This window comes from Bradyrhizobium sp. NC92 (assembly GCF_025200865.1).
Taxonomy (GTDB): Bacteria; Pseudomonadota; Alphaproteobacteria; order Rhizobiales; family Xanthobacteraceae; genus Bradyrhizobium.
This window is the reverse complement of sequence record NZ_CP104171.1, coordinates 4,451,069-4,473,117: the sequence shown is the minus strand read 5'-3', so window position 1 is coordinate 4,473,117 and position 22,049 is coordinate 4,451,069. Positions and strand designations below refer to the sequence as shown.

22 protein-coding genes are annotated in these 22,049 nt (G+C 64.3%); 18 read left to right on the top strand and 4 right to left on the bottom strand.

Annotated features, from left to right (window positions below):
- The first annotated feature begins 9 nt into the window (after nt 1-9).
- From N2602_RS20940 to N2602_RS20900, 9 genes are all read left to right on the top strand, one after another.
- Complete coding sequence (locus N2602_RS20940) at nt 10-1,392, top strand: pyruvate dehydrogenase complex E1 component subunit beta (protein ID WP_212257197.1); 1,383 nt, start codon at nt 10-12, stop codon at nt 1,390-1,392.
- Between the two features lie 11 nt (nt 1,393-1,403).
- Nucleotides 1,404-1,727 carry a hypothetical protein gene (locus tag N2602_RS20935; RefSeq protein WP_172783637.1) on the top strand — a complete coding sequence of 108 codons (324 nt, stop codon included), beginning with the start codon at nt 1,404-1,406 and terminating at the stop codon, nt 1,725-1,727.
- Nucleotides 1,724-2,026, top strand: coding sequence for a DUF5076 domain-containing protein (locus tag N2602_RS20930; protein WP_172783638.1), 303 nt, complete (start codon nt 1,724-1,726; stop codon nt 2,024-2,026). The genes N2602_RS20935 and N2602_RS20930 overlap by 4 nt, the downstream gene beginning before the upstream one ends.
- Nucleotides 2,027-2,028: 2 nt before the next feature.
- On the top strand, nt 2,029-2,481 hold the full coding sequence (locus N2602_RS20925) for a nucleoside deaminase (RefSeq protein WP_260370650.1): 453 nt from the start codon (nt 2,029-2,031) through the stop codon (nt 2,479-2,481).
- 62 nt (nt 2,482-2,543) lie between these two features.
- Complete coding sequence (locus tag N2602_RS20920; protein WP_172783640.1) at nt 2,544-3,896, top strand: pyruvate dehydrogenase complex dihydrolipoamide acetyltransferase; 1,353 nt, start codon at nt 2,544-2,546, stop codon at nt 3,894-3,896.
- A 22-nt stretch (nt 3,897-3,918) separates the two neighbouring features.
- Nucleotides 3,919-4,155: a hypothetical protein gene (locus tag N2602_RS20915; protein WP_260379282.1), complete on the top strand. Its 237-nt coding sequence runs from the start codon at nt 3,919-3,921 to the stop codon at nt 4,153-4,155.
- Nucleotides 4,156-4,172: 17 nt separating this feature from the next.
- Entirely contained in the window at nt 4,173-5,594 is a 1,422-nt protein-coding gene (lpdA, locus tag N2602_RS20910; RefSeq protein ID WP_260379281.1) for a dihydrolipoyl dehydrogenase, read from the top strand.
- 144 nt (nt 5,595-5,738) lie between these two features.
- Nucleotides 5,739-6,980, top strand: coding sequence for a threonine synthase (locus N2602_RS20905; RefSeq protein WP_172783643.1), 1,242 nt, complete (start codon nt 5,739-5,741; stop codon nt 6,978-6,980).
- An 81-nt stretch (nt 6,981-7,061) separates the two neighbouring features.
- Entirely contained in the window at nt 7,062-8,033 is a 972-nt protein-coding gene (locus tag N2602_RS20900; RefSeq protein ID WP_172783644.1) for a tripartite tricarboxylate transporter substrate binding protein BugD, read from the top strand.
- 105 nt (nt 8,034-8,138) lie between these two features.
- Here N2602_RS20900 and N2602_RS20895 read toward each other — a convergent pair whose 3' ends face one another.
- From N2602_RS20895 to N2602_RS20885, 3 genes are all read right to left on the bottom strand, one after another.
- A complete protein-coding gene (locus tag N2602_RS20895) occupies nt 8,139-8,525 on the bottom strand; it encodes a response regulator transcription factor (protein ID WP_212257297.1) in 387 nt (128 codons plus the stop codon).
- Nucleotides 8,526-8,622: 97 nt separating this feature from the next.
- Nucleotides 8,623-9,294 (bottom strand): response regulator transcription factor, encoded by a 672-nt coding sequence (locus N2602_RS20890; RefSeq protein ID WP_172783645.1) that lies wholly within the window; start codon nt 9,292-9,294, stop codon nt 8,623-8,625.
- Nucleotides 9,291-11,276, bottom strand: a complete 1,986-nt coding sequence (locus N2602_RS20885) for a PAS domain S-box protein (protein ID WP_260379280.1) — start codon at nt 11,274-11,276, stop codon at nt 9,291-9,293. Before N2602_RS20885 ends, N2602_RS20890 begins: the two co-directional genes overlap by 4 nt.
- A 1,033-nt stretch (nt 11,277-12,309) precedes the next feature.
- Between N2602_RS20885 and N2602_RS20880 the strand changes: the two genes are divergently transcribed.
- On the top strand, nt 12,310-12,498 hold the full coding sequence (locus tag N2602_RS20880; RefSeq protein ID WP_260379279.1) for a hypothetical protein: 189 nt from the start codon (nt 12,310-12,312) through the stop codon (nt 12,496-12,498).
- Complete coding sequence (locus tag N2602_RS20875; RefSeq protein WP_260379278.1) at nt 12,495-12,857, top strand: hypothetical protein; 363 nt, start codon at nt 12,495-12,497, stop codon at nt 12,855-12,857. Before N2602_RS20880 ends, N2602_RS20875 begins: the two co-directional genes overlap by 4 nt.
- A gap of 75 nt (nt 12,858-12,932) precedes the next feature.
- Here the strand turns inward: N2602_RS20875 and N2602_RS20870 are convergent, their stop codons facing one another.
- Nucleotides 12,933-15,122: a lytic transglycosylase domain-containing protein gene (locus N2602_RS20870; protein WP_260379277.1), complete on the bottom strand. Its 2,190-nt coding sequence runs from the start codon at nt 15,120-15,122 to the stop codon at nt 12,933-12,935.
- A 315-nt stretch (nt 15,123-15,437) separates the two neighbouring features.
- Here N2602_RS20870 and N2602_RS20865 point away from each other — a divergent pair, with 315 nt between their 5' ends.
- From N2602_RS20865 to N2602_RS20835, 7 genes are all read left to right on the top strand, one after another.
- Nucleotides 15,438-17,174, top strand: coding sequence for an adenylate/guanylate cyclase domain-containing protein (locus N2602_RS20865; RefSeq protein ID WP_260379276.1), 1,737 nt, complete (start codon nt 15,438-15,440; stop codon nt 17,172-17,174).
- A 122-nt stretch (nt 17,175-17,296) separates the two neighbouring features.
- Nucleotides 17,297-17,473 carry a hypothetical protein gene (locus N2602_RS20860; protein WP_172783651.1) on the top strand — a complete coding sequence of 59 codons (177 nt, stop codon included), beginning with the start codon at nt 17,297-17,299 and terminating at the stop codon, nt 17,471-17,473.
- A 151-nt stretch (nt 17,474-17,624) separates the two neighbouring features.
- On the top strand, nt 17,625-17,837 hold the full coding sequence (locus tag N2602_RS20855) for a hypothetical protein (protein ID WP_260379275.1): 213 nt from the start codon (nt 17,625-17,627) through the stop codon (nt 17,835-17,837).
- A gap of 189 nt (nt 17,838-18,026) precedes the next feature.
- The gene (locus N2602_RS20850; protein ID WP_172783653.1) at nt 18,027-18,284 is read left to right on the top strand and encodes a hypothetical protein; all 258 of its coding nucleotides are present in this window, start codon (nt 18,027-18,029) and stop codon (nt 18,282-18,284) included.
- A 182-nt stretch (nt 18,285-18,466) separates the two neighbouring features.
- On the top strand, nt 18,467-19,048 hold the full coding sequence (locus N2602_RS20845) for a hypothetical protein (RefSeq protein WP_260379274.1): 582 nt from the start codon (nt 18,467-18,469) through the stop codon (nt 19,046-19,048).
- Nucleotides 19,049-19,459: 411 nt separating this feature from the next.
- A complete protein-coding gene (gene ilvD, locus N2602_RS20840; RefSeq protein ID WP_172783655.1) occupies nt 19,460-21,181 on the top strand; it encodes a dihydroxy-acid dehydratase in 1,722 nt (573 codons plus the stop codon).
- A complete protein-coding gene (locus N2602_RS20835; protein ID WP_172783656.1) occupies nt 21,168-21,995 on the top strand; it encodes a tetratricopeptide repeat protein in 828 nt (275 codons plus the stop codon). The genes ilvD and N2602_RS20835 overlap by 14 nt, the downstream gene beginning before the upstream one ends.
- Nucleotides 21,996-22,049: the final 54 nt, after the last annotated feature.

Sequence of the window (22,049 nt, the reverse complement as noted above, 5' to 3'; positions counted from 1 at the left end):
GGAGAAGACATGCCAATTCAAGTGCTGATGCCCGCGTTGTCGCCCACGATGGAGAAGGGCAACCTCGCCAAATGGCTGAAGAAAGAGGGCGAGACGATCAAGTCCGGCGACGTGATCGCCGAGATCGAGACCGACAAGGCGACCATGGAGGTCGAGGCGACCGACGAGGGTACGCTCGGCAAGATCCTGATCCCCGAGGGCACCGCCGACGTCGCGGTGAACACCCCGATCGCGACCATCCTCGCCGACGGCGAGAGCGCAGCCGATCTCGCCAAAGCACCTGCAGCGGCCGCGAAGGCTGCGGAGTCCGCGCCGCCAGCCGCAGCAAAGGCCGAGGCGCCTGCGCCGAAAGCTGCGCCTGCTCCGCAGGCCGTCGCCGAGCCCGATCCGGAAGTCCCCGCCGGCACCGAAATGGTGACGCAGACCATCCGCGAAGCGCTGCGCGACGCCATGGCCGAAGAGATGCGGCGCGACGCGGACGTGTTCGTGATGGGCGAAGAGGTCGCCGAATATCAGGGCGCCTACAAGGTGACCCAGGGGCTACTGCAGGAGTTCGGTGCCAAGCGCGTGATCGACACCCCGATCACCGAGCACGGCTTTGCCGGCGTCGGCGTCGGTGCGGCGATGACCGGCCTCAAGCCGATCGTCGAGTTCATGACCTTCAACTTCGCCATGCAGGCGATCGACCAGATCATCAACTCGGCGGCCAAGACGCTCTACATGTCCGGCGGCCAGATGGGCTGCTCGATCGTGTTCCGCGGACCGAACGGTGCGGCTGCGCGCGTCGCCGCCCAGCATAGCCAGGACTACTCGGCCTGGTACTCGCACGTTCCGGGCCTCAAGGTCGTCGCCCCTTATTCGGCGGCCGATGCCAAGGGCCTGCTCAAGGCTGCGATCCGCGATCCCAATCCGGTGATCTTCCTCGAGAACGAGGTGCTGTACGGCCACACCGGCGAAGTGCCGAAGCTCGATGATTTCATCATCCCGATCGGCAAGGCGCGCATCGTCCGCGCCGGCAGCCACGTCACCATCATCTCCTGGTCGAACGGCATGACCTATGCGCTGAAGGCCGCCGACGAGCTTGCCAAGGACGGCATCGAGGCCGAGGTGATCGATCTGCGCACGTTGCGGCCGATGGACACCGAGACCATCGTCAACTCGGTCAAGAAGACGGGCCGCGCCGTGACGGTGGAAGAGGGTTGGGCCCAGAGCGGCGTCGGCGCCGAGATTGCCGCGCGCATCATGGAGAACGCCTTCGACTATCTCGACGCGCCGGTGACGCGCGTGTCCGGCAAGGACGTGCCGATGCCCTATGCCGCGAACCTGGAGAAGCTCGCGCTGCCCTCGGCGGCGGAGGTGGTCGAGGCCGCCAAAGCCGTCTGCTACAGGTAGAATAGGCAACCATGTATAAGCTAACCTGGCATATCTACTGGCGCTGGATATTGGCAGCTCTGGCTTTTACGGCGGCTATTCCGCTCGTGGTCATGGTCGTTGAGTTTCCGGTGATGCTTTTGGTGGCGATCCTGTCGCGCATGCTGGGCTATCCGGAATTTGCGGCCACTGCCACGACCGTCGTCAACGCGATGATCTTCCAGCCGGTCGTTTTGGCTGGTTTGTTTTTCGCCGTTGGTTTCCTTGCGCTCCGGTCCATGCTGAAGCGAGCGATTGGAGTAGAGTTTGACGGGAAGGTTCTTGTCCTCCAGGACGCATCGAGTTCGTCGCAATGAGCGGCCCCAAGGAGCAGCCACTGCCGCCCGACGTCATGACCCGCGACGACGCGGTCGAGATCCTGCGCGTCTTCGTGCTGGATGGCGGGCTGTCGATGGCGTTCCAGCGCGCCTTCGAGGAGCCCGACATGTGGGGGCTATTGCTCGTCGATCTCGCCCGCCACGCCGCGCGCGCCTACGCGCGCGAGAGCGAATACACCGAGGAGGACGCGCTGAACCGGATCCTCGACATGTTCCAGGCCGAGATCGAGCGTCCCACCGACACCGGCACCACGACGCCGCGCGGCAAGGGGCACTGATCATGGCGATCGAATCCTATCATTACGATTTCATGCTGGAGGCGATCCGCGAGGCCGAAGCCTCGATCGCGCAGGGCGGCCTGCCGATCGGCGCGGTGCTGACGCGCGACAACAAGATCATCGCCCGCGGCCACAACAACCGCGTCCAGGAGAACAATCCCATCCTGCACGGCGAGATGAGCTGCCTGCGCGAGGCCGGCGCGATCTCGTTCCACGATACCGTCATGTACACGACGCTGTCGCCATGCTCGATGTGCGCCGGCGCGCTCGCGCTGTTCAAGGTCAAGCTGGTGGTGATCGGAGAGTCCATCACGTTCCCCGGCTCCAAGGATATCCTCGACAAGTTCGGCATCCCCTGGATCGACCTTGCCGACGATCGCTCCATCACCATGATGAAGAATTGGCGTTCCATCCCTGCCAATGAGCGCCTGTGGCAGGGCGACATCGGCAACTAAACCTGGTCTGTTCGTCGCCGCTGTCGGAGACGACGTTTTGCAAAGTTCTTCTTGAGGTCAGCATGCCCATCAACATCCTGATGCCCGCTCTCTCGCCGACGATGGAGAAGGGCAACCTCGCCAAGTGGCTGAAGAAGGAAGGCGACAAGGTCAAATCCGGCGACGTCATTGCCGAGATCGAGACCGACAAGGCGACCATGGAGGTCGAGGCGATCGACGAGGGCACGATCGCCAAGATCCTGGTGCCCGAGGGCACGCAGGACGTTCCGGTCAACGACGTGATCGCCGTGCTCGCCGGTGAGGGCGAGGACGTGAAAGCCGCAGGGAGTGCCAAGCCCAGCGCTTCGGCCGCGCCGCCGAAGGCCGCCGAAGCCCCAGCGGCCGCACCGGCTGCCGCGCCAGCGCCTGCTGCGCCCAAGGCCGCGCCGCCGCCCGCAGCACCCGCGCCGCAGCCCGCAGCTCCGGCCGCCCAGGCCAATGGCCATGGCGGTCGCGTGTTCTCATCGCCGCTGGCGCGGCGCCTCGCCAAGGAAGCCGGCATCGATGTCGGCATGGTCACCGGCACCGGCCCGCACGGCCGCGTGGTCGCGCGTGACGTCGAGCAGGCCAAATCCGGCAAGGGCCTCAAGGCACCCGCCGCGGCGCCGTCAGGCGCGCCGGCGATCGCGCCGACCATGTCGGACAAGCAGATCCTGTCGCTGTTCGAGCCAGGCTCGTACGACATTGTCCCGCATGACGGCATGCGCCGCACCATCGCGCAGCGCCTGACTGCGTCGATCCAGAACGTCCCGCATTTCTATCTCACCATCGACTGCGACATCGGCAAGCTGCTCGCCGCGCGCGAGGAGATCAATGCGGCTGCACCCAAGGACAAGGAGAAGAAGCCGCTCTACAAGATCTCGGTCAACGACTTCGTCATCAAGGCGATGGCGGTGGCGCTGCAGAAGATCCCGAACTGCAACGTGAGCTGGACCGAAAGCGGCATGGTCAAGCACCATCATTCCGACGTCGGCGTTGCCGTTGCGATGCCCGGCGGCCTGATCACGCCGATCATCCGCAAGGCCGAGACCAAGACGCTCTCGACCATCTCCAACGAGATGAAGGACTTTGCGGCGCGCGCACGTTCCCGCAAATTGAAGCCCGAGGAGTATCAGGGCGGCACCACCGCCGTCTCCAACCTCGGCATGTATGGCATCAGCCACTTCACCGCCGTGATCAACCCGCCGCATGCGACGATTCTCGCGGTCGGCACCAGCGAGGAGCGTCCCGTGGTGCGCGGCGGCAAGATCGAGATCGCGAACATGATGAGCGTGACCTTGTCCTGCGATCACCGCGCCATCGACGGCGCCCTCGGCGCCGAGCTGATCGGCGCGTTCAAGCAGCTGATCGAAAACCCTGTGATGATGATGGTCTGACGCGGCGGCAGAGGGGGCAACCTTGCATGTCCGGACCCGCTGGCCATGGATATCGCTGCTACTCGGAGCCATCGTCGCGCTCAACCCGATCGGGCTCGATTTTCTTCAGTCCGCCTTCCTGTCGGGCGAGCAATTGTCGCGGAACATCGCTCAACCCATTGTGTTGAGCGCGCTGGCCATTCTGGTCCTGGTCGGGATCATCGAATGGCTGGTCAGGTTTGTTGTCTTCAAGCGCCGCGCACGCGGCGTCACGTCTTGAGTTGAACGGGAGCCGCCATGGCCGATACATCCTTCGACGTCATCATCATCGGCTCCGGCCCCGGCGGCTATGTCACCGCGATCCGCGCCGCGCAGCTCGGCTTCAAGACCGCGATCGTCGAAAAGTCCTATCTCGGCGGCATCTGCCTGAACTGGGGCTGCATCCCGACCAAGGCACTCTTACGCTCGGCCGAGATCTACCACTACATGCAGCACGCCAAAGACTACGGCCTGTCGGCGGAGAAGGTCTCGTTCGATCCGAAGGCCGTGGTGCAGCGCTCGCGCGGCGTCTCCAAGCGGCTGAACGACGGCGTCGGCTTCCTGATGAAGAAGAACAAGGTGAGCGTGATCTGGGGCGCCGCCTCGATCGATGCGCCCGGCAAGGTCACCGTGAAGAAGTCCGACGTCGAGGGCCCGAAGGGCGCGCTGGGCGAGGGGACCTATCAGGCCAAGCACATCATCGTCGCGACCGGCGCACGGCCGCGCGTGCTGCCCGGCCTCGAGCCCGACAAGAAGCTGATCTGGACCTACTTTGAAGCAATGGTGCCGGAGCGGATGCCGAAGTCGCTGCTGGTGGTCGGCTCCGGCGCGATCGGCATCGAGTTCGCCTCGTTCTTCCACACCATGGGCTCCGACGTGACCGTGGTGGAAGTGCTGCCGCAGATCCTGCCTGTCGAGGACGCCGAGATCGCAGGCTTCGCCCGCAAGCGGCTGGAGAAGCAGGGCATCAAGATCATGTCCTCCACCAAGGTGACAAAGCTGGAGAAGAAGGCCGACAGCGTCGTCGCCACCATCGACGACGGCAAGGGCAAGCCCGTCACGACCGAGTTCGAGCGCGTAATCTCGGCGGTCGGCGTCGTCGGCAATATCGAGAATCTCGGCCTGGAAAAGGTCGGTGTCAAAACCGATCGCGGCATCATCGTGGTCGACGGCTACGGCAAGACCAACGTTCCCGGCATCTATGCCATCGGCGACGTCTCCGGTCCTCCGATGCTCGCGCACAAGGCCGAACATGAAGGCGTGATCTGCGTCGAGGCGATCAAGGGCCTGCACCCGCATCCCATGGACAAGAACATGATCCCGGGCTGCACCTATTGCCATCCGCAGGTGGCCTCCGTCGGTTTGACCGAAACCAAGGCCAAGGAGAGCGGCCGCGAGATCCGCGTCGGCCGCTTCCCCTTCGTCGGCAACGGCAAGGCGATCGCGCTCGGGGAGGATCAGGGCCTGGTCAAGGTGATCTTCGACAAGAAGACCGGCCAGCTGTTAGGGGCACACATGGTCGGCGCCGAGGTCACCGAGCTGATCCAGGGCTACGTCGTCGCCATGAACCTGGAGACCACGGAAGAAGAGTTGATGCACACGGTGTTCCCGCATCCGACGCTGTCGGAGATGATGAAGGAAGCCGTGCTGGATGCGTATGGACGGGTATTGAATATTTGATGGTTGGCATCGCCGCCGACCGCCGTCATTGCGAGCGCAGCGAAGCAATCCAGACTGCCTCTGCGGAAAGACTCTGGATTGCTTCGCTCCGCTCGCAATGACGAGCAGAGAGAGCCGTTTGCAGAACAAGAAGGAAATCATCCCATGCACGACAATGACAACCTCACCATCGAGCGCCCGACCTTCGTCACCCATCTCGAATGTGCCATGGAAGGCGACCATTACGCCGCCGACCAGGTCCACAACCTCTCCAAGGCCGGCAAGCCGCTTCTGGTGCGCTACGATCTCGCGGGCGTGAAGAAGGCGCTGACCAAGGACGCACTCGCCCAACGCCCCGGCGACATGTGGCGCTATCGCGAGCTGCTGCCGGTGCGCAAATGCAAGGACATCGTCTCGCTCGGTGAAGTCACGACGCCTCTGATCCGGCTGCCCAAGCTCGGCAAGAAGCTTGGCGGCGGCGAGATCATCGTCAAGGACGAGGGACGCCTGCCGACCGGCTCGTTCAAGGCGCGCGGACTGGTCATGGCGGTGTCGATGGGCAAGGCGCTCGGCATCAAGCACATGGCGATGCCGACCAACGGCAATGCCGGCGCGGCGCTGGCGGCCTATGCGACCTCCTGCGGCATCAAGACCACGATCTTCTGCCCGGCGGATACGCCTGAAGTGAACGTCAGCGAGATCGAGCTCCAGGGCGCGACCGTCTACCGCGTCAACGGCTATATCGACGATTGCGGCAAGATCGTCGGCGAGGGCAAGGCCAAGGTCGGCTGGTTCGACACCTCGACCTTGAAGGAGCCGTACCGCATCGAAGGCAAGAAGACGATGGGCCTGGAGCTCGCCGAGCAGCTTGGCTGGGACGTGCCCGACGTGATCTTCTATCCGACCGGCGGCGGCACCGGCCTGATCGGCATGTGGAAGGCCTTCGACGAGCTGGAGAAGATCGGCTTCATCGGATCAAAGCGCCCGCGCATGGTTGCGGTGCAGGCCTCGGGCTGCGCGCCGATGGTGCGGGCCTATGAGGCCGGCACCGAGCACGCGACGCGCTGGGAGGACGCCCACACCATCGCCTCGGGCATCCGCGTGCCGCAGGCGATCGGCGATTTTCTCATTCTGCGCGCGGTGCGCGAGAGCAAGGGCTTTGCCATTGCGGTCGACGACGACAAGATCTCGGCGGCGCTGAACGAGGTCGCGCGCGAGGAGGGGCTGCTGCTCTGTCCCGAGGGCGCCGCAACCTACGCCGCCTACAAGGAGAGCCTCGCCGACGGCCGCGTCAGCAAGACCGACCGCGTCATGCTGTTCAACTGCGCGACCGGCCTGAAATACCCGCTGCCGCCGGTCACCCGTACGCTCGATCGTCACAAGCCGATCGACTATTCCCAGTTCTAGCGCGGCAATACGCCACGAATGATCCCTCTTCCCGTACGCGGGAAGAGCAAGAACAATATCGACATCGCTGGGGAGAAGACAATGACGAAGGCCGTCTGGGCTGCGCTGATTGCTGTTCTCGCTGTCGCAGGCGTCGCGCGCGCCGACGATTATCCCTCCCGTCCCATCACCATCATCGTGCCGTTCGCGGCCGGCGGGCCGTCGGATGCGATGGCGCGCGTGCTTGCCGAGCGGATGCGCGTCTCGCTCGGCCAGCCCCTGGTGGTCGAGAACGTGACCGGAGCAGGCGGCTCGATCGGGGTCGGCCGTGCCGTGCAATCGCCGCCCGACGGCTACACCATCTCGTTCGGCCATCTCGGCACCCACGTCGCCAACGGCGCCGTCTACAAGCTCAAATACGACCTCGTCGCCGACCTCGAGCCGGTGGTGCTGCTGCCGAGCAATCCGATGATCGTGGTCAGCAAGAACGCGGCGCCCGCGACCTCGCTGAAGGAGCTATTGGACTGGCTGAAGTCGCGGCCGTCGCCGCCGACCGCCGGCACGGCCGGCGCAGGCTCCGGCAGCCACATCGCCGGCGTCTATTTCGAGAGCGTCTCCGGCATCAAGCTGCAATACGTGCCGTATCGCGGCACGGCGCCCGCATTGAACGACCTGATCGCCGGCCAGATCGACATCATCGTCGACCAGACCTCCAACTCCATCAGCCAGGTCCGCGCCGGCACCATCCGCGCCTACGCCGTCACCGACGACAAGCGCCTCGCCTCGGCGCCCGAGATCCCGACCGCGGAGGAGGCGGGCCTCAAAGGCTTCAACATGACGCTGTGGTCGGGCATGTGGGTGCCGAAGGGCACGCCGAAGGAGATCGTCGCAAAGCTCAATGCCGCGGCCGTGGAAGCACTGAACGATCCTGCGGTGAGGAAGCAGCTCGAAAGCCAGGGCCTGGAGATGACGCCCAAGGATCAGCTCACGCCCGAAGCGCTCGCCACGCGGCAAAAGGCCGAGATCGCGAAATGGTGGCCGATCATCAAGGCGGCGAACATCAAGGTAGATTGAGACGGTCGGCGCAGGCCTCGCGGTGTGGCGAAGTTCCGCGAATTTTCTGAGTAGGCCGCCAGCGCGGCGATCTCGGTCACTGCCGCGTTTGTGGGCCGCGGGCGCTCACGACGTGGTTTGGTGATCGGGTGCCAGCGCACGGTCCAGGCATTGCATCAGATCCGAGGCAGCGAACGGCTTACCGAGAAAACAGATTGCGCCCGCATTGAGTGCCCGCACACGCACGCCGTCATCCGGGAAAGCTGTGATGAATATGAACGGCGTGGCCGAACCCTGCGCCCGCATCTGCGTCAACAGATCGATTCCGCTCATCAGCGGCATCTGCACGTCGGCGATGACGCACGAGGTGTCGCTCGAATCGGTCGAGCTCAAGAACTCTTCCGCCGAGGCGAATGTGTGGACGTTGTATCCGCGCGATTCCAAGAGATTGTTGATCGCGGCCCGAACGTAGGGGTCGTCGTCAAGCACCGAGATGACCGAAGCCACTGACAAGACGTCCGCTCCTCGCCGGGAATTACGCTTGCCGTCGCCCACGGCTACAACATAAAGGCGTAAGGTGGACCTGCCGGTCACGATTGGAAACTCATACTTAGGTTTGTGCATCGGACTTGTTCGGGCCAATCCCGAGCGCCTCGCTCATTCTCACCAGGTCGGCCAGCGACTTCGCGCCCATTTTCCGCATGATCTGGCCGCGGTAGATTTTAACGGTGATTTCGGCCAATCCGAGCTGGGCGGCCACCTGCTTGTTCATCAGGCCGGACGTCACCAGTGACAATACGTCTCGCTCCCGCGAGGACAGTGACTCGAAGCGTGATCTGACGGTCGAGACCGTCCTGTTGAGGTCGCGGCGCTTGCGGTCTCGCTCGATCGCGGCCTGGACTGCGTCGAGAATGTCCTGATCGCGGACCGGCTTGGTCAAGAAGTCGATCGCCCCGCTCTTCATGGCCCGAACCGTCATGGGAATATCGCCGTGACCGGTAATGAAGATGATAGGCGTGTGGATATTTGCCTTGGCAAGATCGGTCTGCAGCTCGAGGCCGCTCGTTCCGGGCAGGCGGATGTCGAGCACCAGGCAGCTTGGGACGTCTGGCGGCTTGGCCTGGAGGAGCTGCGGCGCCGAGCCGAATGCCTCGACCTTGAGACCGACCGACTCGAACAGATTGGTGAGCGCACGGCGCATGGACGCGTCGTCGTCGACGATGAGGACAATGGGCTGATCGCCGTCCTTCTGTGGCGGCGAAGAGTCCGCGCGCTCGGTCACGATGCTTCCTCTCGATGGAGGGGCAAGGTAATCTGAAAAGTCGCGCCGCGCTCCTGATTTGGCACGGCGTAAAGTCGTCCGCCATGGGCCTCGATGATCGATCGACAGATCGACAGACCCATGCCCATGCCGGAGGACTTCGTGGTAAAGAACGGCGTGAACAGGCGGTCCATCGCCTGTTCGCTGATGCCGACTCCGCGGTCGGAAACGCTCATTTGCATCGCGCCATCGCCGCTCGCCTCTGAACGGATCGCCAGCTCGCGCGGGCGATCGTGGACGTCTCCCATGGCCTCGATCCCGTTCATGATGAGGTTGATCAGGACCTGCTGCAATTGAATGCGATCGCCAAAGATCCTCGGCAGCGCCGACGACAGCTCCATGCGGACGGACACGGCGTGGCTGGCCATTTCGCGCTGAACGAGTGCGACGGCCTCCCGCACGACCGCATTGGCATCGAGCGGAACCATCTCGATGTCAGACCCCTTGGCGAGCGCCCGAACGTGACGGATCACGTCGCCGGCACGCCTGCCGTCCTCGATGATCCACTCCACGGAGCGGCGGGCCGCTTTGATATCCGGCGGACTGCGCTGCAGCCAGGCGAGGCAGGCGTCGGCGTTTGCGATCACCGCGGCGAGCGGCTGATTGATTTCGTGGGCAATCGAAGCGGTCAGCTCACCCAGTGTCGTGACACGTGTCACATGGGCGAGTTCGGCCTGGGCCTTGCGCAGCGCGTCTTCGGCTTGATTGGCCCGGATGGCCGCGGTCACGTCTGAGCAAACGCCACGGTAGCCCAGGAAAGCGCCGTCGGCGTCGAAGAACGGCTTGCCGCTGGTCCGGACGTAGATTGGCCGTCCATCGCGGTCTCTGCTGCGATACACCAAGTCGCGGAACGGGACGTGGGCGTCGAGCGCCGCTCGATGTTGCCGCCATTTTTCGGGCTCGAGAGCAGCGTCAGGAGCAATGTCCCAGCGTGTGAGCCCGATCAGGCCCGCGGGGACGGTGTTGGTATCGGAGTGTTCCGATATCTGGGTGACGCGATGGTCTGGGCCGGTTTCCCAGAACCAGTCAGACGCGGTTTCGGCATAATCTCGAAAGCGCTGCTCGCTGTCACGAAGCCTACGCTCCGCCTCTTTGGTCGCCGTGATGTCGGTCACCGATCCGACGAACTCCACGCAACCGTTGGAATCTCGCGTTGCTCGTGCCACCGCTCTAACGTATTTGATGGAACCGTCGGGCATCACCAGCCGGTATTCGTGATCATAGTCTTTCCCTTCGCGCGCCGCCTGGCCCGTCGTCTGCTTCACAGCGAGCCGGTCCTCCGGATGGATCCGCTGAAGCATGAATGGGATCGCGGGCTTCGTCCCCTCTTCGCATTCGAAGATGCGATAGGTCTCCTTGGACCAGGTGATCTCGCGGGTTGCGGCTTTCCAGCCGAAACTACCGGTGTGGCTCAATTCCTGCGCCTGGGCGAGGTAAGCCTCGCTCTGTCGCAGCGCGTTCTCTGCCTCCTTGCGCTCGGTGATGTTCTCGCAGGCGACAAGCACGATTGGTCCGCCATTGGCCCGCAGCATGGCCTTGGCGTTCTCGCGGACCCATAACATCGAGCCGTCCTTGCGAACCTTCCGGATTTCCCAGGTGTGTGACTGATCAAGGGTCTTGAGGCACAACGCGACACAGGCGCGGACAGTGGCGCGATCTTCCGCGAGGAAGACATCCAGCACGGATCGGCCGATCAACTCGGCCGGCGTGTAGCCCAGCTGCTCGGCGCCGAACGTGTTCACGTTGATCACGGTACCGGCCGGATCGACCATGAAGTACATGACCGGCGTGTGCTCGAAGACCTGCTGCCACTGCTTGACCGCCTCGAGCAAGTCGGCGGCATTGGAATCGGTACGCGACTTGGCGGGAACAGTTTGCCTCAGGCAGCCGACGAGGAATTGCGCGGCTGACTTCCCGAACGTCGCTGCCCGGCCAGGCTTCATCGCAGACGCTCCCGGCACTCTCTGCGTGAAGATGAGTAGAGCACGTTGCGGCGAGAGGAGCAATTCCAGCCAAAGTCGGATCGGCGGTCATGACATTCGCCTTTGGACCGTCCGCTCGCCGCCGGGTCCATTGTGGCGCATCAAGGACACCGTGCCGGCCAAGTTTTCACGGTGACCGTGCAGCCGAAGCGTCGTGCGCCGTCTCGTTGAACTCGAGCCGCGTGGGCCCCCCGGTCGAATACGGGGCAAACCTAGGTATAGCTCCTCCATTCCTAGTCATGTCGGCCATTTTACCTCCGTACAATTGAGCGCTTCGTGCCCGGCGGACTAGCCTCTCGACCATCGAGAGTGTCGAAGGGAACAACTGAGAAAAGCGCAAGCAACAGAGGGAGACAACAATGTGCGATATGTCGGTACTTCCTGAGCGTCACCGATCGGAGTCCGAAAGTTGCTCCTCGCTCAGCGGATGTGCAGTTTGCGGCGGCAAGTTTGGCCTGATCCGCTACTACTCCTGGCGCACGGCGCTCTGCTCAAAGAAGTGCGTTGATCGTTTCCGCACGCGAAGCGAACGCGACCGGCAGTGGTTGTTTCGGGCTCAGGTCGCATAAGGCTGCATTGGAGAACTGATCCGGGAGGCTGTGTCGTTGAACCGCTCATGCAAGCTCTTCTGCTGGATCGTTCTCATCACCCCCATCGCGGCCCTCCAGGCACAGGAGACGGGACACGGTGCCGTTCATCGCCCGCACCCACCTCAGGACCAGGCGCTGCACGAGAAATTCTATTCCACCTGGCACATGCCGGACAACCCGAGCGTCAGTTGTTGCAACAGCGCGGACTGTTATCCGACCGACATCAAGTACATCGAGGGCCAGATCTATGCGCGGCGCCGGGAGGACGGGAGATACATTCTGATCCCACCGCAAAAGGTGGAGCGAAACAGGGATAATCCGGACGGCCGAAACCATCTGTGCGCTCCACCGCCAGCACTGTCTCCGCTCGACAGCGTTTACTGCTTCGCTTTGGGAGGTGCCACATGAGAATCGCGTTCGTGCTGGTCAACGGCCGGACCCCGTTCCGGCAGACCTGGTGCATGCAGTGCTGCGAGCCGATCAGCGGCAGCTATCTGCGCGAGATCGCGACCCGTCTGCCTTACTGCGATCATCAGTGCTACGCGCTGTTCTGCGAGACGCTCGCGAAAGATGGTGTGAGAGCCGCTTCATGAAATTCGTGGTGGTCAATCACGAGCCGCCGTTGCACGCGGCCACGTGCAGCACATGCTCGCGTCCCTTGCGCTCCGGCTATGTCCGCCATGCGCGGATGCAGCGCCGTTACTGCGACGACAATTGTTATCGGCGCGGCGAATTCTCCACGCTGTTCATGCAATGGCCGGTGCCTGAGCGGACAGAACCGGCCCTAGGGAACGTCGAGCTCGCCGCTGGCAGCATGATCGAGATACTGACGGTCATGAGTGCCGTCTGGTGCTGGAGCTGCACGATCAGCGCCTGGACCGTCGCGAGAGCCTTGACCGGCGCATGTTTGGACAGTTGCGATCTGATCACGATGGAAGGAGGTGACACCTAGCTGCGCGACTGCACTCGCGTGGGAGCCGCAGCACCGTATCCTTGCAGGCGTCGCGTCCAGCCCCGGCGGCGTCGATCAGGGAGCGGGTGCTGCGGTCGCCACTGGCGCCGTTGCGCCGGCCTCGTGCGTCACCACGCGCTGGTCGCTCTTGCCGGCGATCATGCCGCTGCCTTCGAATCTTGCGCGGTAGACCAGCACGTTCTCCATCACGCGCTGGACGTAGTTGCGTGTCTCCGACAGCGGGATGCGCTCGACCCAGTCGACCGGATCGACATTGGGATCGCGTGGATCGCCGCGCGCCTGCACCCACTCGCGCACGCGGCCGCGGCCGGCATTGTAGCCGGCGAAGGTCATGATCTGGTTGCCGCGATATTCCGACAGCAGCGCGCTGAGCTCGGCCGCGCCCATCTGGGTGTTGTAGACGGGATCGGACACCATCCTGTCCCAGTCATAGTTCAGGCCGAAGCGCTTGGCGGTGTCGCGGCCCGCTTCCGGCGTCACCTGCATCAGCCCGACCGCGTTGGCCGGCGACTTGTCGCGCTGATCGAACGAGCTCTCGGTGCGCGCCACCGAATAGATCACGCTGGTCTCGATCGCAGGCGCAACCTGCTTGTGCTCGGGAATGCCGATGGTCGGGAAGGCGTAATGGTCGAGCGCGAGCCCGCGCGCCAGCGCGGTCTTGCCGACCTCCAGCATCACGCGCGCATCGTTGCGCCGGCCGGCGAGCTCGGCGAGCGCTTCGAGCGCGGTGACATCGGTGCTCTCCTTGGCGAAATCCTCGGCGTAGTAGAACACCATGTCGCGCTCGCCGATGCCGTAGAGCATATCGGCGGCGCGCACGCGCTCGTCCGCTAGCTGCGTCTCGGCCGAAGCCAGCACGGGCGAGGGCGGGCGCAGCTCGATTCCATCGAGGCCCAGCTTGGCGCGGGCGAGCTGGCCGTAATAGGCGGTCTGATAGCGCGCCGCAGCCCGATAGCTCATGCGCGCATCGGCCGTCGCGCCCATGGCTTCGGCGGCGCGGCCGCGCCAGTAATGGGCCCGGGACAGCGCGATCGGATTGGCGGAGCCTTCGTCGATCGCGACGAAGTGCATCATCGCCGTCCTGGGATCGTTCAGAAAGCGCAGCGCGATCCAGCCGCACATGAAGTGATGGTCGACGCGATAGACTTCCTTTTCCGGCACCGCGGCCATACGCACCACGTCGTAGGCGGTCCTGGACTTGCCCTGGTCGAGCAGCTTGCGCGCGAGCAGGCGGCGCTCGCGCCACCACGCGTCGGCGTCCTGGGCCGCCATGGTGTCCGGCGCGGCGGCGAGGATCACCTCGGCGGCATCGTCGATGCGGTCCTTCTGCAGGTGCCATTGGACGCGGCACAGCACGTAGCCGAGATCGCGGCGTGCTTCGGCCGGGACGTCCTCGAGATAGTCCTTCGCCTTGTTGGCCTTGCCGGTGACGGCGGCGCATGCCTTGACGATCGCGAGCGCATCCTCGCCGAGCCGCTTGGCCGCGCGCCGCGCGCCTGCGTAATCCTTGGCGCCGAGACGCTTGTCCATGCGGGCACGATGATCGTCCGCTGTGAGCAGATCACGGAAGGCTTCGTAAGAATCCTCTTCGCTGCGCTCGGACAATTCCTCCGCGCGCCAGGTTTCCCGGACCAGCCGAGCGGCCCTGTCGGTCTCGCCTTCGGCGAGCAGCACGCGCGCGAGCGCAAACCTGCCCTTGGCGCTGGTCGGCCGATCCATCGTGAACTTGTGCACGATGGCCGTGTCGGCCTTCTCCTGCCACAGCCGCGCCTCGGCGCGGCGGCGGAGCAGGGCGCTACTCGGCCAATCGGGATTGGCCGCGAGGAAGGCGGCGTAGCGCTTGAAATTCGCGGTGCTCTCGGAATGGCGCAGCATGAACCAGTCGGCGAGCTTCTGTCCCGCGGGATCGGCAATGCGGTCGCGCGCAGCGCTCGCATCCTCGGTCTTGCCCTTGCGCGTCAGATCGATGGCGTCCTTCAGCGCGGCGAGATCGCCGGTCAGCGGCGTCGGCGCGGGCTTGTCCGTGGGCTCGTCGACCGTCTTCTTCGATTTGCGCTTGGCTTCGGCGTGCTTGCCATGACGCGCTTTGCCGGCGGCGGCGTGGCGGTGCTTGCCGGCTTTGGCCTCGTGCGTCTTCTTCAGCGCGGATGATTTGTGATTGCTCTTCGCCGCCAGCTCGGTGGGAAGGAGGGCCATTGCGGCCACGGCAACGACACACGCGAGCGAGCGTAGGCACTGGTTCATTCGATGGTCCCCCCTGCGAAAACCACTACAAACCAAGGTCCGCACATGCGGCTTGCGAATCAAAGCATCGAACGATGCGCCGGCATCGTGTCGCACCCTCAAGCTGTCGCAACAATGCGGCAAAATACGGATTGGAACTCGGGAACTTCCGAAACGGCGGAAGAGGCAGTGGTTTTAACCTTTGTTAACGATTGGGCTCGCGCGACGATTACGCACGGCGCAGGACGTCACAACAGCCAGATTGCGCGTGTTCCCTCGGCCAAATCCGGTGTATGAGTTCCCTCGCTTCATCCTTTCAGCGTTTGCCCTGCACCTATGCCGATTTTCAACCAATCGATCCGGCGCAAGATCGTCGGCATCGCTCTCGGATTGATCGTCCTGATGCTGGTCACCTCGATCCTGTCGATGGTGATGTCCAGCCAGGTCGGCATTTTGCTCGACGAACTGACCAACCGCTACATCCCCGCCTATAGCCATCTGGCGCGTGCGAACATCCGCTCGCTGGAGCGGGCCCTAGCACTGCGGCGGATGGTGATGAGCAGGATGGAGGCGCCGTCGGACGAGGAGGCCTATGTGGCGCGCCTTCGCGACTTCGAGGCGCTGGACCGCAAGTTCGAGCAGGAGGCCGAGGCCGCACGCAAGCTCATCAACGCGATCATCGACGACCCCAGGACGTATTCCGACAACGCCGCGCTGGCACGGCTCGACGTCCGGATCGAAAGCTCCGTCACCGAGCTGCGGCGCGATCTGGACGAGGGCAATGCGAAACTGCTCAAGCAGGTCGAGGTCAAGGATATGGTTGCGGCCCGCGGCACGCTGGAGCACCTCGACACGCTGCGCGATGCGTTCAACCGGAAGATTGATGCGATCCGCGCCGACATGCTGGCGCAGGTCTATTTCTCGACGTCGCAGGTGATCGGCCGCCAGCATCAGGCGATCATCGTTTCGGGCGTCGTGACCCTGCTCGCGGCGATCGTCGGCTTTGTCTTTGCGCTGCTGGTGAGCAGTGGCATCACGCGCCCGGTGCGGCTGCTGCTGGCCGGCGCCCGCGAGGTCGAGGCGGGCCGGTTCGACAAGCCCATCACCGTCTCGACGCAGGACGAGATCGGCGAGCTTGCTGCCGCCTTCAACCGCATGATCGAGCAGCTCAGGCACAACGAGCGCATTCGCGAGACCTTCGGCCGTTACATCGACCCGAAAGTGGTGCAGGGCCTGATCGACCGGCCGGAGGTCGCCATCGACGGCGAGCGCCGGGTGATGACCATCATGTTCTCCGACATGAGCGGCTTCACCTCGATGAGCGAGGGCATGACCCCCCGCGGTCTCGTCAAGGTGATGAACCACTACTTCACCGTGATGTCCGCTCCGATCAGAAACAATCGCGGCATCATCGACAAATATATCGGCGACGCCATCATGTCCTATTGGGGACCTCCCTTCATCGAGGAGGATGAGCAGGGTCTGCTCGCCGGGCTTGCCGCCGTCGAGATGGCCGGTCAGGTGCCTGCGCTGCAGAAGCAGCTGCCGGATCTGCTCGGCATCCGCGCCATGCCGGCGCCGTGCGATCTGCGCATTGGCATCGCCACCGGCGAGGTCCTGACCGGCAGCATCGGGTCCGAGCTGATGATGAGCTTCACCGTGATGGGCGATGCTGTGAACCTCGCCTCGCGGCTGGAGGCCGTCAACAAGGTCTACGGCACCCGCATCCTGATCTCGCAGGCGACCGCGGACGGGGTCGGATCGCGGCTCGAATTGCGCGAGATCGATCGTCTGGCGGTCGCAGGCCAAAGCGCGCCGCAGGCGATCTTCGAGGTGATGGCGAGAGCGGGCGCATTCACCGAGGCGCAAGTGACGTTGCGCACCCATTATGCCGATGGTCTCGCCGCCTATCGCGGCCGGCGCTTCGAGGAGGCGCGCGCCGCCTTCAATGCGGCGCTCGAGGCGGTCCCAGGCGACGGCCCCTCGCGCACGATGCTCGTCCGCATCGCGCAGTTTACGGCCAGCCCGCCGGATCCCAATTGGGACGGCGTGTGGCGGCTGGAGCAGAAATAGCGATGCCTTGCGTCCGGCACGCCGCGCCGGAAAAAAAGATGCTACTCCATAACGATGTTCGCCGTGACCTATTTCCCGGGCTTAGGTTGGATGTCCCTGAGGCGTCTGATGGGGACACGCCGATGACACATCTTGAGGACAGGCTGGAACGGTTCGAGACGCTCACCGCCGAATGCGAGCTGATCGCCAAGCTCGCCACCGAAAGCAGCAAGCGCGAGTTCTATTTGAAGCTCGGGGAACAGTACCGTCAGCTAGCCGTCGATATCCGGCAGGCGATCGCGACGACGGCTGCGGCCTGAGCCGGGCTGAAATCCGTTCTTAACGTTTGGCGCGCATCCTTGCAGCAAGCGAGTATCGCTGATTGGCGACGCTCGTGATGGGAAGGCCGGGGTTCGCTGCAATGCAGCGCGTCCCGTGAGTGTGATTTGCCATGCTTGACAGGGCAATCCCATGCGCCTCGCTGCAGTGATCATATTCGCGCTCATGACGGCGGCCTGCGATCAGGAGCAGGACATCACCGGTTCGACGACGCCGGCCTGTCCGTTGCGAAACTACAGCTACAATCCGCGCGACATGAACCAGTGTGTCAGCGCTTGCAAAGCATGCGACCGCGGCACGACCGTCACCTGCACGACCTCCTGCACCCTCAAGGGGGCTCGCTGAGCGGGGCACTGGCAGGGGATCGCAATCCCGCGACGCCACGGTGAGCGTCGCAACGCAATCCGCCATCCGACGCTCTGCGGTTGCGCGGAACCCGTAGCGGCCCAAGGCAAGGCCGGCGGTGCTTGGACACCGGAACGATTCACATGGATTAATCATTGAAGGAAGCGGCAGGATTCGGAGTCCGATGGAATGGGTATGCTCGATCCCGGTCGTTTTCTGGTGTCGTGCTCGCATTGCGATGCCTGGCCGATGGCGGCCAATGTGAAGCGGTCGACCTGGTCGGCGTCCCCGCACGAGGTCCGCTTCGTCTGCACGCGCTGCCGACGCGAAGAGACGGCGATCGTTTCGGCCTCCGGCGAATTGACGCCCATCAAGCGCGTCGATGTTCCGCCACGCGACGTTGCAGTCGCCTGGGCCCAGGCGCAACGCTTGCGCGGACGGTCCTGATGATTGCGATCCTCGGGGCGCCGGTGCCCGGCTCGCGGCGATAGCTGCGGCCGTCGCAAGCACTTTCCGAACGTTCCGCCGCCCGGTCGCAGCTACCCGTCAGAGCCGGGCCACGTTTTGATGCCGATGGGGCTGTCACAAGCCCGCAAACGAACTAGAATTGGATGGGAAGGAGATCATCCATGGCGCTCGGCATCGTGCCGCCTCACGCGGACCATCTGCGGCTTGATCCGGTGGCACCACGCCTTGCGCCGGTGTTGTGCTTTGCGCTGCTGACATTGTCATGCGCGCTTGCAAGCTTCGCGCTCGCCTGCGCAACGCCGTTCGCGGCGTTTGCAGTCGTCGCGGCCGCGATGCTGCCATTGCGCAACGCGCTGCTCGTCATCGCCGGTGCCTGGCTCGTGAACCAGGGCATCGGTTTCGGAGCCTTGCACTATCCCGTTGACGGCAACACCATCGCCTGGGGCCTTGTGATCGGCGCCGCAGCGCTCCTGTCCACTGCGGCAGCGTCCGCGGTGCTCCGCATGCTGCCGCAGCGCCGCACGCCCCTGATGCTTGCGGTCACGCTCATCGCCGCCTACGCGGCCTATGAGATCGCGCTGCTGGCGGCAACGCCGTTCCTCGGTGGGGAGGACGCGTTCACCGCCGCCGTCGTTGCGCGTCTCGGGTTGACCAGCGCCGCCTGGCTCGCCGGGCTCGTTGCCGCCTGCGAGATCGTCCGTCTGGTCGATCCGTTCGGGCGCAGAGGCGCGATGTCGGCCTGAGCGGCTCGCCTCGTAGCAGCAGAAGGGCTCCGGCGCGGACGCGAGAGGTGGCAAGAAGGGACCGACTCACGTGCGCCCATGTCATCGCCGAGCCGGAGCATAGGCGCGCACCACGCATTGCGAAATTAGAGGTTGTAGCTTGCCGTTTGGACGAGAGTATTATGGTAAGCATACCCGTGTCTTCCCGGTAACGATTGTGCTGCCTGTGCAACACCGATCCCGGATTTAACCCTCATCACCGGCGGTTCGCATCGCCGCCGCTTTTTGGCCACACCCGACCATGAATAAAATCGCTCTAAATTTCTAAGGGCAACGGCGGTCTTCGAAGGCGACGAGAAAATCCCAAGGTCGATTCAAATCTTGGCTCTGATTTTTCGGGTCTGAAAGGGTTGGCCGGGGAAACTGGTTGCGATGGGCGCGAAGATCGACAAGCAGAGGCTGCCGAGCCGTCACGTGACGGAAGGCCCTGCGCGCGCGCCGCATCGGTCCTATTTCTACGCGATGGGTCTGACCACCGAGCAGATCCACCAGCCCTTCGTCGGCGTCGCCTCGTGCTGGAATGAAGCCGCTCCCTGCAACATCGCCCTGATGCGCCAGGCACAGGCGGTGAAGAAGGGCGTGGCATCGGCCGGCGGTACACCTCGTGAATTCTGCACCATCACCGTGACCGACGGCATCGCCATGGGGCACGACGGCATGCGCTCCTCGTTGCCGTCGCGCGAGTGCATTGCCGATTCGGTCGAGCTGACCGTGCGCGGCCACGCCTATGACGCCCTGGTCGGGCTCGCCGGCTGCGACAAGTCGCTGCCGGGCATGATGATGGCGATGGTCCGCCTCAACGTGCCCTCGATCTTCATCTATGGCGGCTCGATCCTGCCCGGCAATTTCCGCGGGCAGCAGGTCACCGTGCAGGACATGTTCGAGGCGGTCGGCAAGCACTCGGTCGGGGCCATGTCGGACGAGGACCTCGACGAGATCGAGCGCGTCGCTTGCCCCTCGGCCGGTGCCTGTGGCGCGCAGTTCACTGCCAACACCATGGCGACCGTCTCGGAGGCGATCGGGCTGGCGCTGCCGTACTCGGCCGGTGCCCCGGCGCCGTACGAGATCCGCGACGCCTTCTGCATGACCGCGGGCGAGAAGGTGATGGACCTGATTGCCCAGAACATCCGGCCGCGCGACATCGTCACCCGCAAGGCGCTGGAGAATGCCGCCGCCGTAGTCGCGGCGTCCGGCGGCTCGACCAATGCTGCGCTGCACCTGCCGGCGATCGCGCACGAGGTCGGCATCAAGTTCGACCTGTTCGACGTCGCCGAAATCTTCAAAAAGACACCATATGTCGCGGATTTGAAGCCGGGCGGCCGTTATGTCGCCAAAGACATGTTTGAAGTAGGTGGTATCCCGCTTCTGATGAAGACGCTGCTCGACAACGGCTTCCTGCACGGTGATTGCCTTACCGTCACGGGCCGCACGATCGCTGAAAACCTCAAGAGCGTGAAATGGAATCCGCACCAGGACGTGGTGCATCCGGCGGACAAGCCCATCACCGTGACAGGCGGTGTGGTCGGTCTGAAGGGCAATTTGGCGCCAGAAGGTGCGATCGTGAAAGTCGCGGGAATGTCCAACCTCAGGTTTACTGGTCCGGCCAGGTGCTTCGACCGTGAGGAGGACGCGTTCGAGGCGGTCCAGAACCGCACCTATCGCGAAGGCGAAGTCATCGTTATCCGCTACGAGGGGCCGAAGGGCGGTCCCGGCATGCGGGAAATGCTCCAGACCACGGCAGCGCTGACCGGCCAGGGCATGGGCGGCAAGATCGCGCTCATCACCGACGGCCGCTTCTCCGGTGCCACCCGCGGCTTCTGCATCGGCCATGTCGGGCCGGAGGCGGCGGTCGGCGGCCCGATCGGGCTGCTCGAGGACGGCGACATCATCGAGATCGACGCGGTCAATGGGACCCTTGACGTAAAATTGAGCGACGCCGAGCTCGCCCAGCGCAGAACCAAATGGAGCGCCCGCGCGACTAACCACACGTCGGGTGCGCTCTGGAAATATGCTCAGCAGGTTGGACCGGCGATCGGAGGGGCAGTGACCCACCCGGGCGGCGCGCACGAGAAACAGTGCTATGCGGACATTTAGGCGTGCCACAGTTGCGTTTGTGTTGGGGGCGGCCGCGCTGGCCGCGCCGGCGTTCGCCTTCGACGGTGCGCCGGTCAACCCGAAGGACGCCACCATCCCGGTCGTGACGACCTTGCCCGGCGCTGCGGGTGCGGTGCGCACCAAGGTTCCGCCTGCGGTCGCGACCCAGGAAACCTCGCTCAGCGCCTTGCAATATGCTGCCGAGGGCGGCCACCCGATCGCGCAGTGGAAGCTCGGCCGCATGTACGCCAACGGCGACGGCGTCGCCCAGGACGATCTGCGTGCCTTCGAATATTTCAGCCGGATCGCCAACGCGCATGCCGAGGACAGCCCGTCGGCGCCGCAGGCGCAGATCGTGGCCAACGCCTTCGTCGCGCTCGGCCGCTACTATCTGGCCGGCATCCCGAATTCGAAGGTCAAGGCCGATCCGGACCGCGCCCGGGAGATGTTTTCCTATGCCGCATCCTATTTCGGCAATGCGGACGCGCAGTACGACCTCGCTCGTCTGTACCTGAAGACCCCGGACGCCTCGCGGGAGGACTACCGCTATGGCGCGCGCTGGCTTGGCCTCGCCGCGCAGAAGGGCCAGCACCAGGCCCAGGCGCTGCTCGGCCAGATGCTGTTCAACGGCGACCGCCTGCCGCGGCAGGCCGCGCGCGGCCTGATGTGGCTGACGCTGGCGCGCGACAGCGCCGGCGCCGACGAGGTCTGGATCAAGGAAAGCTACAACCGCGCCTTCGCGAAGGCCTCCGACGACGACCGCGCCATGGCCCTGCAAATGCTGGAGCAGTGGGTGCAGGGGCGTAGGGAGTAGGCACGGTCTCGTAGCAGGGTGGGCAAAGGCGCCTCGGCGCCGTGCCCACGATCT